Genomic DNA, 15031 nt, shown 5'->3' with positions numbered 1-15031 from the left:
TGTCATGCGGCAAAGCACCCCGCCATGCGGGGCGCTTGTCAGCCGCATCAGAACAGGCTTTCGTCCAGCTCCAGCACACTGCCGGCGCCATCCACGATAGCCGCGGCCAGGCCGCTCGCCTGCGGCAGCAGGTGCTCGGCGTAGAAGCGCGCGGTGACGATCTTGGCGGACAGGAACTCGGCATCGACACCGTCATCGCCCTGCTGTGCGCGGGCGATCAGTGCCGCACGGCCCATCATCCAGCCGCCCAGCACGATGCCCATCAGCTTGAGGAAGGGCACCGAGCCGGCGGCGGCCAGGGCAGGCTGCTCGCCGAAAGTGGCCAGAATGAAGGCCACGCAGCGTTCGGCCTCTTTCGCCGCCGCCTCAAGGTTGGCCGCCATGCTGGCGTAGCCGGCTGCGGCCAACTTGCCCGCTGTCACGCGCACTTCTTCCAGCAGCCAGCGCGCAGTGGCCCCCTCTTCCACCGCAGTCTTGCGGCCGATCAGGTCCAGCGCCTGGATGCCGGTAGTGCCTTCGTAGATGGCGGTGATGCGCGCATCGCGGTAGTACTGGGCAACACCGGTTTCCTCGATGAAACCCATGCCGCCATGCACCTGCACCGCCAGGCTGGTGATCTCGTTGGCCTGTTCGGTGTTCCAGCCCTTCACGATCGGGATCAGGAAGTTGACCAGCGCCTGGTTGCGCGCCGCTTCGCTGGCCACCGGGTGGCGGGCGGCGCGGTCGAGCGCGGCGGCGGCATAGAAAGCCAGCGCGCGCTGCGCTTCGATCTGCGCCTTCATGGTCATCAGCATGCGGCGTACATCCGGGTGACGAATGATGGGCACGCCAGCCGGGTCCGGACTGCCGACGGCACGGCTCTGCACGCGGTCGCGGGCGTACTCCACCGCCTTCTGGTAGGCACGCTCGGATACCGCCATGCCTTCCACACCCACACCCAGGCGGGCGTGGTTCATCATGGTGAACATATAAGCCAGGCCCTTGTTGGCTTCGCCCACCAGGTAGCCGATGGCGCCGCCATCGTCACCGAAGCTCATCACTGCAGTGGGGCTGCCGTGAATACCCAGCTTGTGTTCCAGCGACACGCAGCGCACGTCGTTGCGCGCGCCCAGGCTGCCGTCGGCATTCACCAGGAATTTGGGCACGATGAACAGCGAAATGCCCTTCACCCCGGCCGGTGCATCCGGCAGACGGGCCAGCACCAGGTGGACGATGTTGTCCGCCATGTCGTGCTCGCCCCAGGTGATGAAAATCTTCTGGCCGCTGATCTTGTAGCTGCCGTCCCCCACCGGTACGGCCTTGCTGCGCACCTGTGCCAGGTCGGAGCCGGCCTGCGGCTCGGTGAGGTTCATGGTGCCGGTCCACTCGCCGCTGGACATGCGCGGCAGGTAGACGGCTTTCAATTCGTCGGAGGCGTGGTGGTTGATGGCTTCCACCGCCCCCAGGGTCAGCAGCGGCGCCAGCGAGAACGCCAGGTTGGCCGAACACCACATTTCCTCGGCGGCAATCGCCACCAGTGCCGGCAGGCCCTGGCCGCCAAAGTCTGCCGGGGCGCGCAGCCCTACCCAGCCAGCTTCAACGTACTGCTGCCAGGCATCCTTGAAGCCCTCGGCGGCGGTGACGGTGTAGTCCGGCGCCCACTTGGCGCCCTTGTCGCCGTTACGGTTGATCGGGGCCAGCACGTTCTCGGCGAACTTGGCGCCTTCTTCCAGGATGGCGTCGGTCAGTTCGACGCTGCAGTCTTCGTAGCCCGGCAGGGTGCAGATGGCCGGCAGCTCCGCCAGCTCGTTGAGGGCGAAGCGGATGTCTTTGCTAGGTGCCTTGTAAATCATGTGTACAGCTCCTCGATTAAAACCTTCGTCGTGCAAAAAGGCCGGCCATGCTGTCCGCCAACGGACATGCCCGCCGCACATGCGGCAGGTATTCCCCAGACGAACCGGTCATGGCCGGCCTTCTTGTATGGCGTGGCACCGTAGCGCCACGCCTTGTTTTATGGGTACAGCGGGTATTACTTGGACAGCTCGGCGATCAGCTCCGGCACCACGGTGAACAGGTCACCAACGATGCCGTAGTCGGCCACCTGGAAGATCGGCGCTTCTTCATCCTTGTTGATCGCCACGATCACCTTGGAATCCTTCATGCCGGCCAGGTGCTGGATGGCACCGGAGATGCCCACCGCCACGTACAGCTGCGGCGCCACTACCTTGCCGGTCTGGCCAACCTGGTAGTCGTTCGGCGCGTAGCCGGCGTCCACCGCGGCGCGGGAAGCACCCACGGCTGCGCCCAGCTTGTCGGCCAGCGGCTCGATCACTGCCTTGAACTGCTGTTCGGAACCCAGCGCGCGACCACCGGAAACGATGATCTTGGCGGCGCCCAGCTCCGGGCGGTCGGACTTGGTCAGCTCCTGGCCAACAAAGCTCGACAGCGCGGCATCGGCAGCGGCGGCAACGCTTTCAACGTTGGCCGCACCACCGGCAGCAGCTGCTTCGAAAGCAGTGGTGCGCACGGTGATTACCTTGATGCTGTCGGAAGACTGCACGGTGGCCAGTACGTTGCCGGCGTAAACCGGACGCACGAAAGTGTCGGCGGATTCGATGGCGATGATGTCGGAAATCTGCGCCACGTCCAGCAGCGCGGCCACGCGCGGCAGCAGGTTCTTGCCGTAGGAAGTAGCCGGAGCCAGCACGTGGCTGTAGCCCTTGGCCAGATCCACCACCAGCGGTGCCACGTTCTCGGCCAGGCCGTGCGCGTAGGCAGCGCTGTCGGCCAGCAGTACCTTGGCCACGCCGGCCACGGACTTGGCGGCATCGGCAGCGGCGGCGGCGTTGTGGCCGGCTACCAGTACGTGCACTTCGCCCAGTTTGGCGGCGGCGGTAACAGTGTTGAGGGTGCCTGCTTTCAGGCTCTGGTTGTCGTGTTCAGCGATAACGAGAATAGCCATGGCTTACAGCACCTTTGCTTCGTTCTTGAGTTTGGCCACCAGCTCGGCAGCGTTGGCCACCTTGATGCCGGCGGAGCGCTTGGCCGGTTCGGCCACTTTCAGGGTTTTCAGACGCGGGGCAGCGTCCACGCCCAGCTCGGCCGGGGTGGTTTTGTCCAGCGGCTTCTTCTTGGCGGCCATGATGTTCGGCAGCTTGACGTAGCGCGGCTCGTTCAGGCGCAGGTCGGTGGTCACCACCGCCGGCAGGCGCAGCTTGACGGTTTCCAGACCGCCGTCCACTTCGCGGGTCACGTCCACGGTTTCGGCAGCCACGTCCACCTTGGAGGCGAAAGTGCCCTGCGCCCAGCCCAGCAGCGCGGCAGTCATCTGGCCGGTCTGGTTGGCATCGTCATCGATGGCCTGTTTGCCGACGATCAGCAGCTGCGGCTGCTCTTTATCGGCTACGGCCTTCAGCAGCTTGGCCACGGCCAGCGGCTGCAGTTCGGCATCGGTTTCCACCAGGATGGCACGGTCGGCGCCCATGGCCAGTGCGGTGCGCAGGGTTTCCTCGCACTGCTTCACCCCCATCGATACCACCACGATCTCGGTGACCTTGCCGGCTTCCTTCAGGCGCACGGCTTCTTCCACCGCGATTTCGTCGAACGGGTTCATCGAGAACTTGACGTTGGCGACGTCCACATCGGTGCCGTCGGCCTTGACCCGCACTTTCACGTTGTAATCAACAACGCGCTTCACAGCGACTAGAGCTTTCATATTCCTCCAGCGAACTCTCTGGTTGAAACAGCCCGATTCGTGCTCCGGCGCGGCGCGCCTGTGGCACAAAATAAAACGAGCGTTTAATTGGTAGATTGACTACAAAGCAACTGCAGTACAACAGGGGTGAGGAGATATTACGCGATTTCCCCACAATTTGCATTTGGGGGAAAGCGTGCAAGAATGCACTGCAACATTGAGGACGTCATAACAACAAGATACAGGCAGGAGCACGCGCTAAACGGCGGCGGCCACCACCGTCGCCCGGTCACTACTCTGCACAGGGAACCCCCATGACGGTTTATTTCGAAGACATCCAGATCGGCGACAGCGCCGAGTACGCCAAGACCATTACCGAGGCCGACATCCTGATGTTCGCCGCCGTATCCGGCGACGACAACCCGGTACACATCAATCAGGAATATGCCGAGGCCTCGATGTTCGGCACCCGCATCGCCCATGGCATGCTCACCGCCAGCCTGATCTCCACCGTGGTGGGCACCCGCCTGCCGGGCGAAGGCACCATCTACCTGTCGCAATCCACCCGCTTCAAGGCGCCGGTGAAGATCGGCGAAACCGTTACCGCCCGCGCCACCGTCATCGAGCTGGATGCCGCCAAGAAGCGCGTCAAGCTTGCCACCCAATGCCTGGTGAAGGGCAAGGTGATTCTGGACGGCGAATCGCTGGTCATCGCACCGTCGCGCGCCGGCAAATGAGCGGGCTGCGCATCGTCCGCCTGTGCGACGAGCACGGGCGCATCGTGGAGCCGGCCTTGCTGGCCGCCGCGCTGCCGGTACACCGCCAGCTGCGGCCGATGCTGCCGGAAAGCGGCGCCGACTATGTCGCCAAGATGGGCCGCATCTGCAGCTACGGCGCCCGCCTGATCGCCGCGCTGGACGACGGTGACAAGGTGGTGGCGCTGGGCCTGTACCGCGTCTACGAAAACACCTACGAAGACATGCGGCTGTACGTGGACGACCTGGTAACCGACGAGGCCGTGCGCTCGCAAGGCGTGGGCAGCCAGATGCTGGACTGGTGCGAGGCGGAAGCCCGCGCACTGGGCTGCGGCTACCTGGTGCTGGATTCCGGCACCTGGCGCACCGCGGCGCACAAGCTGTACCTGCGCCATGGCTTCGTGATCTCCTCGTTCCACTTCACCAAGGCACTCGCCTGACGACAAGGTTGGCCGCATGCGGCCAACCTTCAGGCTGCTGACAACGCAATCGTTCGGGTGTGACCGGACCCGGCAAAGCCGGGCCGCCCGAGTCAGGCCATTCATCGGCAGCCTTCCCGTTTCCAAAACAAAGGCCTTTCGCTGCGCGGAAGGCCTTTGTCTACACGCTCCAGGTTGGCCGCATGCGGCCAACCTTACTTCCCTTCTTCCGCTGCCGCCTGCAGCTGCCGTTGCAGTGCCCAGGCCACCGATTCGCGCACCCAGTCATTTTCCGAGCCCTCCCTCTGTTGCAACGCAACAACAATCGCCGCGTCGTAAGGGGCATTGCCCAGCCCGATCGCCAGGTTGGATAACCACTTGGCGTAGCCGATGCGATAAATCGGGCTACCGGCCATGCGCGCCAGGAAGGTTGCCTCATCCCAGCCGAACAGCTCCAGCAGGCTGACATTGTCCAGGCCATGGCGCACGGCGAAATCGGCCTCGGCAGTAGGCACCGCAAAACGGTTCCACGGGCAGGCCAGCTGGCAATCGTCGCAACCATAGACACGGTTGCCGATCAGCGGGCGCAGTGGCTCGGGAATCACGCCCTGCAACTCGATGGTGAGATAGGAGATACAGCGCCGCGCATCCACCTTGTACGGTGCCACGATGGCGCCGGTAGGGCAGATATCGATGCAGCGGGTGCAGCGGCCGCAATGGCCGGGCTCGCTGTCATCTTCCGGCAAGGGCAGATTGGTCAGTATCTCGCCCAGAAAGAACAGCGAGCCCTGCTGTTTGTTGAGCAGCAGCGTGTGCTTGCCGCGCCAGCCCTGCCCGGCCTGTGCGGCCAACGCCACCTCGGCCAGTGGCGCGCTGTCGGTGAACACGCGGAACTGGTGCGCCGGATCGGCAGCGCTGATGCGCTCGGCCAGCTTCTGCAGCCGGTTGCGGATCACCTTGTGGTAGTCGCGGCCCAGTGCATATCGTGAAACATAGGCGCTGTTGCCATCCGCCAGCACCGTATCGGCATCGCATGCCCCGGCCGGCCAGTAGTGCATGCGCAGGCTGATTACCCGCAGCGTACCGGGCACCAGTTCCGCCGGGCGCAGCCGCAGCATGCCATGGCGAGCCATGTAGTCCATTTCGCCATGGCAGCCCTCGGCCAGCCAGGCAGCCAGGGCGGTTTCCGCTTCCGCCGGCAGCTCGGCACGGGTGATGCGGGCGTCGGCAAAGCCAAGCTCGCTGGCCCACAGCTTGATTTGGCTAGCCAAATGGCGATAATTCTCGTTTTGAACGGACATTTCATTCATGGCGACGGATCATACCAGTGTCGAGGGTTATCTCGCCGACGAGGCCGCTACCTTGCAATTGGGCCGCCACGTCGCCGACTGCCTGCAGCCCGGCCTGCAGTTGCAGCTGGCAGGCGACCTGGGCGCCGGCAAGACCACCTTCACCCGCGGCCTGCTGCGCGCGCTCGGCCATGGCGGCCGGGTGAAAAGCCCGACTTACACGCTGGTGGAAAGTTACCCCCTACCCGCCATGACCGTGCATCATTTTGATTTATACCGTTTCAGCGATCCGCAGGAGTGGTACGACGCCGGCTTTGCCGACTATCTGGCCACCGACACCCTGTGCATCGTCGAATGGCCGCAAAAGGCAGACGGAGTACTGCCCGTGCCCGACCTGACCCTGGAACTCCAGGTAGCCGGGGAAGGTCGCAACTTCCGTCTTGTCGCCCACAGTGAAACAGGAACAGCATGTCTCACCCGCTTCCAGACCTTGACCGCCGCCGGTTGATCGGCGCCGCTGCCGCCACCTTTCTGCTCACCGTCAGCCGTATCGGCGTGGCGGCGCCCAGCCAGATCGTCGCCGTGCGCGTATGGCCATCGTCCACCTACACCCGCGTCACCATCGAAGCCAGCAGCGAGATCCGCTACAAGCACTTCTCACTGGCCAACCCCAACCGCTTGGTGGTGGACCTGGTTGGCGTGCAGCTGAGCAATGTGCTGCAGGACATGAGCAAACAGATCCAGAGTGCAGACCCCTTCATCCGCATGGCACGTGCCGGCCAGTTCAATGGCGACACCGTGCGCCTGGTGTTCGACCTGCGCAACGAGGTGAAGCCGCAGATCTTCTCGCTGAAGCCGGTAGGCGAATACCAGTACCGGCTGGTGCTGGACCTCTACCCGGCCAGCGCCCAACAGGACGACCCGCTGCTGGCACTGCTTGAAGACTACAACAAGGGCCAGTTGAACAATGACAGCCCGCGCGACAGCAAGGACAAGGGCCCGGGGCGCACCCTCACCATCATGATCGACCCCGGCCACGGCGGCGAAGACCCGGGCGCCATCGGCCCCAGCGGCATCCGCGAAAAGGACGTGGTGCTGAAGATCGGCCGCCAGCTGAAAAAGATGCTGGATGGCGAGAAGAACATGCGCGCAGTGCTGACCCGCGACGAGGACGTATTCATTCCGCTGGGCGTGCGCGTCGCCAAGGCGCGCAAGCTGAATGCCGACCTGTTCATCTCGGTGCATGCCGATGCCGTGGACAACCGTACCGCCCGCGGCTCCTCGGTGTTCGCGCTGTCGGAAAACGGCGCCACCAGCACCATGGCGCGCTTTCTGGCCAAGACGCAGAACGATGCCGACCTGGTGGGTGGCGTGAAGATAGGTGGCAAGGACAAATACCTGGCGCACACCCTGTTCGACCTCACCCAGACCGCCACCATCAACGACAGCCTGAAGCTGGGCAAATCGGTGCTGGGCAAGATGGGGGGCCTGAACAAGCTGCACAAGGACAAGGTGGAGCAGGCCGGCTTTGCGGTGCTGAAGGCGCCGGACATCCCGTCCATCCTGGTGGAGACCGCCTTCATCAGCCACCCGGAGGAAGAGCAGAAACTGATCGACCCCGACTTCCAGCAACAGATGGCGGAAGCGATTACCTCCGGCGTACGCAGCTACTTCGCACAGGGCGCGCCGGTGGCGCGTATCTGAGCAAGCCGCCCAACGACAAAGCCGCCCTAACAGGCGGCTTTTTCTATTACAGCCAGGGTTGGCCGCACGCTATAGCTGTTCCAGCTCACGCATCGGGTCATCGCCGGACACCGGCACACGGTAGCTTTCATCAGCCCACTGCCCCAGGTCGATCAGGCGACAGCGCTCGCTGCAGAACGGGCGGTACGGGCTTTGCGGCCCCCAGGCCACCGGCTGGCGGCATTGCGGACAGGCAACGGTTTTCACGGACATGACTCAGAACTTGCAGTAGGTAAGGGTAAAGTCGACATCCTGCTCGACCTGACGGGCACGCACCTCGCCAGTACCGGCATGGATGAAGCGCACGTTAAGCGCATACTTGTTGGCAGAGATTTCCGGCACGATCTGCAGGCCAGCATCGAAGGAAACGCGGATCAGCTGCACCACCTTGCCGCCGGACATCTGCTGGAATGCACCGCCACGCGCCACGTACTGGTGGGACTTGCCGCTGTCGCGCAGCAGCTTCAGCAGCACGCTGGCGGCCCGCGATGTCGGCATCAGCGGCGCGGCCCAGCGCAGCAGGTCGACACGACGCGCCTCGGTATCACGCTGCAGCCACAGATGGTAGGACGGCAGATCGAACTGGCAGGTACCACCGGGAATCACCGAGCGCTGCTTGATGCCCATCAGCCATTCGTTCTCGCGCAGATGCTGGCCGAACTTGCCGCTGATCTCCAGCAGGCTGACCGAAGTCTGCTCGATTTCCTCCAGCACCGCATCCAGCGCATCCTGGGCAATCACCGGGTTGTCGCGTAGCGCTTCCAGCGCCAGCTTCTGCCGCTCCAGCTCCTGCAGCAGATCGGACTTCAACTCGGTACGGCCAGCGGACTCCAGCACCTCGAACAGCGCCATCAACGCGGCATGATGGCAATTGGCCTCATCCTGCGCAATGAAGAACACCAGCCGTTGATACACCTGCTCCAGGCGAAGCAGGGTGCGGGTTCGTTCGGTGATGGGAAACTCGAAACTGGTCACGGCAATATCCGTTGGGTTGTAACATCATGCCGGAGCCGGCAAACCAAAGCAGGCTAGATAATAGCGGTGTTTGTCATCGACTTGAAGCGCCAATTCCGCCAGATCGCCATTGTTTTCGATAACGTCATCCGCCAGCAGCAACCTTTGCGTGCGCGGCATCTGCGCCGCCATGATGGCCGCCACCTGATCCGCAGACAAGCCGCTACGCGCCATCACCCGTTGTTTCTGCACCTCCTCGGTGCAATCCACCAACAAACTACGCTGAATCACACCATCGAACAGCCGGGTTTCGAACAACAGCGGTACACCCAGCAACACATAGGGCGCCCGAACCGCCGCCAGTTGACGCATGCTCTCGGCACGGATCATCGGATGCAGGATCGCCTCCAGACGCTGACGTTCTGCTGCGTCGGCGAATACCCTGCTCCGCATTGCGGCACGGTCGAGCGCGCCATCGCTGGCGATGACGGCATCGCCGAATGCCGCCCGAATGGCCGCCATGGCAGCCCCGCCCGCCACGGTCAGCTGGTGGGCAATGCTGTCGGTGTCCACGCTGGGGATGCCCAGCTTGGCAAACAGGCGCTCCACCGTGCTCTTGCCGGAGCCGATACCGCCGGTCAGCCCGACAACCGGGCTAGCCACCCAGGTACCAAGCCAGAATCGGCTTGCCCCACAGGAAAGCGATCAGGCCGGCAGCGGCAAGGTAAGGGCCAAATGGCATGGGTTGGCCGCGCCCCTGCCTGGCGGCCGCCATCAGGACGATGCCGACCAGCGCCCCCACCAGCGAGGACAGCAGGATGATCAGCGGCAGCATCTGCCAACCAAGCCAGGCCCCCAGTGCCGCCAACAGCTTGAAGTCACCGTAGCCCATGCCTTCCTTGCCGGTGGTGAGCTTGAACAGCCAATACACGCTCCACAGGATCAAATAGCCAGCCACAGCCCCCACCACTGCCTGCGACAGCGGCACAAAACCGGCATCGAGGTTGAACAGCAGACCGGCCCACAACAGCGGGTAAGTCAGGTCATCCGGCAACAACTGGGTGGCGGCATCGATCAGCGCCAGCGCCAGCAGGGTCAGGCCGAAGCCGCTGGCCCACAGCCAGTATCCGCTCAGCCCCCAGTGCCCGGCGAATGCGGCCAACATGAGGCCGGATACCAGCTCCACCAGCGGATAACGCCAGGAAATGGCACCGCCACAGTTGGCGCAACGGCCGCGTTGCAGGGCAAAACTCAGCAGGGGGATATTCTGCCAGGCGCGTATCGGCGCCTGGCAATGCACGCAGGCTGAAGGCGGATAGACCAGGTTATAGCGCGGCGGTTCCGGCGCATCACTGCCAGACATGCTGGCGCATTCGGCCTGCCACTGTCGCTCCATCATTTTGGGCAGGCGGTGAATCACCACGTTGAGAAAACTGCCGATCAGCAGACCCAGCACCAGGGCCAGCCCCGTTTGCAGGGCCGCCGGCAAACTTGTCATGACCTCCAGCATCAACCCACCACCTGACCCATCTTGAAGATCGGCATGTACATGGCCACTACCAGGCCGCCAATCAGCACGCCCAGAATGATCATGATCATCGGCTCCAGCAGGCTGGACAGCGATGCTACCGCGTTGTCGACCTCTTCCTCATAGAAGTCGGCCACCTTGTCCAGCATGTCGTCCAGTGCGCCGGACTCCTCACCGATGGCCGTCATCTGCAGCACCATATTGGGAAACAGGTTGCTGCGCTGCATGGAGGCATTCAAAGTGGAACCGGTGGTCACCTCGGTCTGGATCACCTTGGTGGCATCGGCGTATACCTTGTTGCCGGCAGCCCCACCCACAGAATCCAAAGCTTCCACCAGCGGCACACCGGCGGTAAACATGGTGGACAAGGTACGGCACCAGCGGGCAATGGTCGCCTTGCGTACCACATCCCCGATTACCGGCACCTTCAGGATCAGGCGGTCCAGCGTATCCTGCATCTTGGCCGAGCGCTTGTAGGTATAAGTAATACTGGTAATGCCACCGACCAGTACGCCAACGATAATCCACCAATAGGCGATAAAGAAGTCGGACAGCTTGATGACGATGAGCGTCGGTGTCGGCAGGTCCGCGCCAAAGCTGGAAAACAACTCCTTGAACGCCGGAATCACATAAATCAGGATCACCGCGGTAATGATGAAAGCGGTGGCAATGATCGCCCCGGGGTAGACCAGTGCCGATTTGATCTTGCCCTTGATGGCCAGCACTTTTTCTTTGTAGGTCGCCAGCTTTTCCAACAGTGCATCCAGCACCCCGCCGGTTTCCCCCGCGGCGACCAGGTTGCAGAACAGACCATCAAAATACAAAGGGTATTTACGGAACGCATCGGCCAGACTGCTGCCCGCCTCCACCTCCGCACGCACATCCAGCAGGATGCGGGTAAACAGCGCATTGCTATGCCCCTTGGCGGCAATATCGAATGCCTGTAGCAAGGGCACACCCGCTTTCATCATGCTGGATAGCTGGCGGGTAAACAGTGCCACGTCCTTCTCGGTAACTTTCTGCCCGAACTTGACCTTGCGCTTAGTCACCCTGGTAACATTCAGCCCCTGGCGACGCAGTTGCGCCTTGGCGACGACTTCGGATTCCGCGCGAATCTCGCCGCGGATCAACTTGCCGGTACGATCCTTGCCTTCCCAGGTCCAGATATGGACAGTCGGCTTCTTGCCTACAGCTCCAGCCATGGTCGATCCCTGTTGGATTATTCGTTGGTAACCGCTTCAATCTCGGTCAGCGAGGTGATGCCGCGCATCACCTTGAGCAGGCCGGCACGCCGCAATTCGACCATGCCTTCCGCCTTGGCCAGATCAGCAATCTGCACCGCATTACCATCGCTCATGATCAGGCGGATCATGCCATCGGTAATCGGCATCAGTTCATAGATACCGGTTCGACCTTTATAGCCTGTTCCCTTGCACTGGTCACAACCTACCGGCCCGTAAGGTGCCCAGCTGCCATCCAGTTCCTCCTCACGGAAGCCCGCGCGCAACAAGGCATTGCGCGGAATGTCCACCGGTTGCTTGCAATGCTTGCAAAGGCGCCGCGCCAGACGCTGCGCCATGATCAGCAGTACCGAGCTGGCAATATTGAATGGAGCCACGCCCATATTCAGCAGGCGGTTGAGCGTAGCCGGCGCGTTATTGGTATGCAGGGTGGAAAACACCAGGTGGCCGGTTTGCGCCGCCTTGATGGCGATATCAGCGGTTTCAAAGTCACGGATCTCACCCACCATGATGATGTCCGGATCCTGACGCAAAAAGGCACGCAATGCCGAGGCAAAGGTCAAACCCGCCTTTTCGTTTACGTTGACCTGGTTAATACCCGGCAGGTTGATTTCCACCGGGTCTTCCGCGGTGGAAATATTGCTGTCTGGTTTGTTGAGAATATTCAGGCAGGTATACAGCGACACCGTTTTACCACTACCCGTCGGGCCAGTAACCAGAATCATGCCATACGGTCGGGCAATTGCCTGCTGCAGCATTTCCTTCTGTTCCGGCTCGAATCCCAGCTGCTCGATATCCAGCGATGCCGCCGAAGAATCGAGGATACGCATCACGATTTTTTCGCCATACAGCGTCGGCAAGGTGCTGACCCGGAAATCCACCGCCTTGCTCTTGGACAGAACCAGTTTCAGCCGGCCATCCTGTGGAATGCGTTTCTCGGAAATATCCATTCTGGACACTACCTTGATACGCGAAGCCAGCTTTTCCTTGATTGCCAAGGGCGGCTGGGAAACTTCTTTCAGTACCCCATCCACCCGGTAGCGAATACGGTAGAACTTCTCGTACGGCTCAAAGTGGATATCGGATGCGCCGCCATTGATGGCATCCACCATCAGCTTGTTTACAAAACGCACCACCGGCGCGTCATCCACATCCGGTAATGCATCGCCGCCTGGTGCAGCATCCGGGTCGGCAATTTCCAGCTCACCAAACTCTTCGGCGGCCAGGTTATTGATTGCCGACAACGAGCTTTCCGCCAGGTTTCCGACCAAAGCACCCAGCTTGTCGTCTTCCACCACCACGCATTCGACAGTCAGGCCGGTCTTGAAGGTAATGGCATGTAGCGCACTGCTCTGCGTGGGATCCGATGCGGCAACAAAGAGGCGGTTCCCGCGACGGAACAACGGCAGCAAACGGTTGGCCGCAATGAAATCGCCATCCAGCAATCCACGCGGAATCGCCTCACTGCTATGGCGACTCAAATCATAAAGAGGCAGCCCAAAGGTAGTGGAAGCAAATACCGCCACCTCCAGTGCCGACATCTTCTTGCTTTGTACCAATTGCTCGACGAAGGAAATACCCCCCGTCTGCGCCAGCTTGACGATGGATTCGGCATCAGTAGCCAGCAGCATTTCGCTCTGGACCAGGGCCCTGCTCAAACCGGATATGGCGATATTTTCCATACGATTTCCTGCCACCTGCATGAATTGCATGCGCTATCAGTTATAGCCGCATCTTAACCGCTGCCGTAGTTTTAGCAATGCCTGGCGGGTGATTGAAGCAATAAAAAAAGGCTGCCGAAGCAGCCTTTTTCAAACCGAAGCGTTCCTATTAGAAGGAAGTGCCCAGGTATACGGTGGTAGCGTGAGTTTCAGTCATGCCAGACTGATGGTAGCTCTGACGCGAGTACTCAACACCAGCGCGGGTACGCTTGGACAGGTTGTACTTAACGCCAGCAGCGTAGGAGTTAACGCTGTCGTTGTTACCGGTTGCTGCACCTTCGTGCCAGTAGCCCAGCATCGGAACGAAGTTACCGATGGTGTAAGCAGCGGTCAGACCCCAGCCATTGCGGGAGGCCTTAGCAGCTTCATCCTTGCCATGAGCGTAACCAGCGATCAGGTTCAGGTCGCCGAAGGTAGCGTTGGCGTTAACTTCCTGCAGGGTCAGGTAGTTGCCCTGGGTGTCTTCTTTGGCACGGGAACCATCGTAGGACACGGCAAAGCCTTGACCCTGGTAAGCCAGGCTTACAGCTTGGCTGTACATCTTGTTCTGTTCGTTGGTGTTGGTTTCGCCTTTAGCAGTACCGTTACCGAAGCTGTGCTGTACGGTTGCAGTGAAGCCGCCGAAGGACGGAGTCTGGTAGGAAACCATGTTGTTGTAGCGGGAACCCTGGTCATAGATGCTGGAGCACCACAGGCCGTCGCCACCGCAAGCAGCACTGTTGTTCTCAAAGAAGTCCATCTGACCGGAAGTCGGCATCAGGTAGATAGTGCCCATTTTCAGGGTACCGAAACCACCAGTCAGGCCAACGAAGGACTCGCGACCGGCCCATACGTTGTCACGGGAGTTGGCGCCGGAGGTATCAGCCAGGTTGATACGGTTTTCGATTTGCCAGATGGCTTTCAGACCGTTACCCAGATCGTCGGAACCGGCGAAACGGATGTTACCGTTGGTGCGGTTTTCGGTAGTCAGGGAGCCTTTGCCTTCGGCCTTGCTGTTTACGATGCCAACAGCCAGGTCACCGGAGATGGTAACGTCAGCCATTGCAACTGCCGGCAGGGCAGCCAGAGTAGCCAGAACGATCAGCTTTTTCATGTGTGTTCCTTTCAGAGGTCACGTAGGTTGCCCGTTGGTTTGTCCGAAGCCTAGGCTCCGGCTGGGCTGTTCAGACCACCGGTATTCCGGCGGTATCTGAGGCGGACTATAAACTTGGCGTTGTAAAAAAACAAATTACGAACCATAGAAACCAAGCAAAACCCAACAACTCACAATGCAAGCAAATGTTTTTTAACGATTTTTTTGAAAAACAACACTGTTGGCAATCGGCAACAAATACAACACCCGCCTGGCATCCGTTGCATTTCCACTACAGAAACAGGTATGTCTGCCCTGCATACAAGCAACAACAGTGACAGCGTTGCAATGCCTGTCACATTGAGGTCAACGGAGCGGTGAGACCAACAGCCATGCCATGGCTCAGCGAGGAGATGCCGCGCGGGAAATACTGACGACAGGCCCCCGCCCAAGGCGTACCGATATAAGGCAAGAAACACTGCACGATGAGGTGGTTCTGCGCAGGCGGACACCTGCTGCACAGTGAAAAACAAACGTCACGGCATAAGCTCTTGGCGACCAGCAACCGCCAGGCTCGACCAACAGTCGCACACCAAAAGCAAAAAGGCTGCCGTAGCAGCCTTTGATCACACTGGA

15 protein-coding genes are annotated in these 15031 nt (G+C 61.1%); 4 read left to right on the top strand and 11 right to left on the bottom strand.

Annotation, left to right across the window (positions count from 1 at the left end; genetic code table 11):
• Positions 1-47: 47 nt before the first annotated feature.
• From PSELUDRAFT_RS08555 to PSELUDRAFT_RS08545, 3 genes are all read right to left on the bottom strand, one after another.
• Positions 48-1832, bottom strand: coding sequence for an acyl-CoA dehydrogenase (locus PSELUDRAFT_RS08555; RefSeq protein WP_088966445.1), 1785 nt, complete (start codon positions 1830-1832; stop codon positions 48-50).
• Positions 1833-2008: 176 nt separating this feature from the next.
• Positions 2009-2941, bottom strand: coding sequence for an electron transfer flavoprotein subunit alpha/FixB family protein (locus PSELUDRAFT_RS08550; protein WP_088966444.1), 933 nt, complete (start codon positions 2939-2941; stop codon positions 2009-2011).
• Positions 2942-2944: 3 nt separating this feature from the next.
• Positions 2945-3694, bottom strand: coding sequence for an electron transfer flavoprotein subunit beta/FixA family protein (locus tag PSELUDRAFT_RS08545; RefSeq protein WP_088966443.1), 750 nt, complete (start codon positions 3692-3694; stop codon positions 2945-2947).
• A 293-nt stretch (positions 3695-3987) separates the two neighbouring features.
• Between PSELUDRAFT_RS08545 and PSELUDRAFT_RS08540 the strand changes: the two genes are divergently transcribed.
• A complete protein-coding gene (locus tag PSELUDRAFT_RS08540) occupies positions 3988-4410 on the top strand; it encodes a MaoC family dehydratase (protein WP_088966442.1) in 423 nt (140 codons plus the stop codon).
• A complete protein-coding gene (locus PSELUDRAFT_RS08535; protein WP_179947578.1) occupies positions 4407-4868 on the top strand; it encodes a GNAT family N-acetyltransferase in 462 nt (153 codons plus the stop codon). The genes PSELUDRAFT_RS08540 and PSELUDRAFT_RS08535 overlap by 4 nt, the downstream gene beginning before the upstream one ends.
• Before the next feature lie 194 nt (positions 4869-5062).
• Here PSELUDRAFT_RS08535 and queG read toward each other — a convergent pair whose 3' ends face one another.
• Entirely contained in the window at positions 5063-6118 is a 1056-nt protein-coding gene (queG, locus tag PSELUDRAFT_RS08530) for a tRNA epoxyqueuosine(34) reductase QueG (RefSeq protein ID WP_231895342.1), read from the bottom strand.
• Between the two features lie 37 nt (positions 6119-6155).
• Here queG and tsaE point away from each other — a divergent pair, with 37 nt between their 5' ends.
• Positions 6156-6644 carry a tRNA (adenosine(37)-N6)-threonylcarbamoyltransferase complex ATPase subunit type 1 TsaE gene (gene tsaE, locus PSELUDRAFT_RS08525; protein WP_088966440.1) on the top strand — a complete coding sequence of 163 codons (489 nt, stop codon included), beginning with the start codon at positions 6156-6158 and terminating at the stop codon, positions 6642-6644.
• Entirely contained in the window at positions 6605-7840 is a 1236-nt protein-coding gene (locus PSELUDRAFT_RS08520; RefSeq protein WP_088966439.1) for an N-acetylmuramoyl-L-alanine amidase, read from the top strand. Before tsaE ends, PSELUDRAFT_RS08520 begins: the two co-directional genes overlap by 40 nt.
• A gap of 69 nt (positions 7841-7909) precedes the next feature.
• On the opposite strand, the gene yacG is transcribed toward PSELUDRAFT_RS08520, so the two are convergent.
• The 7 genes from yacG to PSELUDRAFT_RS08485 form a co-directional block, all read right to left on the bottom strand.
• Positions 7910-8092, bottom strand: coding sequence for a DNA gyrase inhibitor YacG (gene yacG, locus PSELUDRAFT_RS08515; RefSeq protein ID WP_088966438.1), 183 nt, complete (start codon positions 8090-8092; stop codon positions 7910-7912).
• A 3-nt stretch (positions 8093-8095) separates the two neighbouring features.
• Positions 8096-8854, bottom strand: coding sequence for a cell division protein ZapD (gene zapD, locus PSELUDRAFT_RS08510; protein WP_088966437.1), 759 nt, complete (start codon positions 8852-8854; stop codon positions 8096-8098).
• Positions 8855-8878: 24 nt separating this feature from the next.
• Positions 8879-9442: a dephospho-CoA kinase gene (gene coaE / locus PSELUDRAFT_RS08505; RefSeq protein WP_231895341.1), complete on the bottom strand. Its 564-nt coding sequence runs from the start codon at positions 9440-9442 to the stop codon at positions 8879-8881.
• Between the two features lie 46 nt (positions 9443-9488).
• The gene (locus PSELUDRAFT_RS08500) at positions 9489-10331 is read right to left on the bottom strand and encodes an A24 family peptidase (RefSeq protein ID WP_231895340.1); all 843 of its coding nucleotides are present in this window, start codon (positions 10329-10331) and stop codon (positions 9489-9491) included.
• 11 nt (positions 10332-10342) lie between these two features.
• Positions 10343-11563, bottom strand: coding sequence for a type II secretion system F family protein (locus PSELUDRAFT_RS08495; protein WP_088966434.1), 1221 nt, complete (start codon positions 11561-11563; stop codon positions 10343-10345).
• A 17-nt stretch (positions 11564-11580) separates the two neighbouring features.
• Positions 11581-13284 (bottom strand): type IV-A pilus assembly ATPase PilB, encoded by a 1704-nt coding sequence (gene pilB / locus PSELUDRAFT_RS08490; protein WP_088966433.1) that lies wholly within the window; start codon positions 13282-13284, stop codon positions 11581-11583.
• Between the two features lie 148 nt (positions 13285-13432).
• Positions 13433-14416 carry a porin gene (locus tag PSELUDRAFT_RS08485; protein WP_088966432.1) on the bottom strand — a complete coding sequence of 328 codons (984 nt, stop codon included), beginning with the start codon at positions 14414-14416 and terminating at the stop codon, positions 13433-13435.
• Positions 14417-15031: the final 615 nt, after the last annotated feature.

Origin of the sequence: Vogesella sp. LIG4, assembly GCF_900090205.1 — a bacterium.
Classification (GTDB): domain Bacteria; phylum Pseudomonadota; class Gammaproteobacteria; order Burkholderiales; family Chromobacteriaceae; genus Vogesella.
This window is presented reverse-complemented; position numbering and strand designations above follow the sequence as displayed.

Bases quoted from the DNA above. Each gene is read 5' to 3' on its own strand.
- PSELUDRAFT_RS08555 (WP_088966445.1), bottom strand. From the start codon at position 1,832: ATGATTTACAAGGCACCTAGCAAAGACATCCGCTTCGCCCTCAACGAG.
- PSELUDRAFT_RS08550 (WP_088966444.1), bottom strand. From the start codon at position 2,941: ATGGCTATTCTCGTTATCGCTGAACACGACAACCAGAGCCTGAAAGCA.
- PSELUDRAFT_RS08545 (WP_088966443.1), bottom strand. From the start codon at position 3,694: ATGAAAGCTCTAGTCGCTGTGAAGCGCGTTGTTGATTACAACGTGAAA.
- PSELUDRAFT_RS08540 (WP_088966442.1), top strand. From the start codon at position 3,988: ATGACGGTTTATTTCGAAGACATCCAGATCGGCGACAGCGCCGAGTAC.
- PSELUDRAFT_RS08535 (WP_179947578.1), top strand. From the start codon at position 4,407: ATGAGCGGGCTGCGCATCGTCCGCCTGTGCGACGAGCACGGGCGCATC.
- tsaE (WP_088966440.1), top strand. From the start codon at position 6,156: ATGGCGACGGATCATACCAGTGTCGAGGGTTATCTCGCCGACGAGGCC.
- PSELUDRAFT_RS08520 (WP_088966439.1), top strand. From the start codon at position 6,605: ATGTCTCACCCGCTTCCAGACCTTGACCGCCGCCGGTTGATCGGCGCC.
- yacG (WP_088966438.1), bottom strand. From the start codon at position 8,092: ATGTCCGTGAAAACCGTTGCCTGTCCGCAATGCCGCCAGCCGGTGGCC.
- PSELUDRAFT_RS08500 (WP_231895340.1), bottom strand. From the start codon at position 10,331: ATGACAAGTTTGCCGGCGGCCCTGCAAACGGGGCTGGCCCTGGTGCTG.
- PSELUDRAFT_RS08495 (WP_088966434.1), bottom strand. From the start codon at position 11,563: ATGGCTGGAGCTGTAGGCAAGAAGCCGACTGTCCATATCTGGACCTGG.
- pilB (WP_088966433.1), bottom strand. From the start codon at position 13,284: ATGGAAAATATCGCCATATCCGGTTTGAGCAGGGCCCTGGTCCAGAGC.
- PSELUDRAFT_RS08485 (WP_088966432.1), bottom strand. From the start codon at position 14,416: ATGAAAAAGCTGATCGTTCTGGCTACTCTGGCTGCCCTGCCGGCAGTT.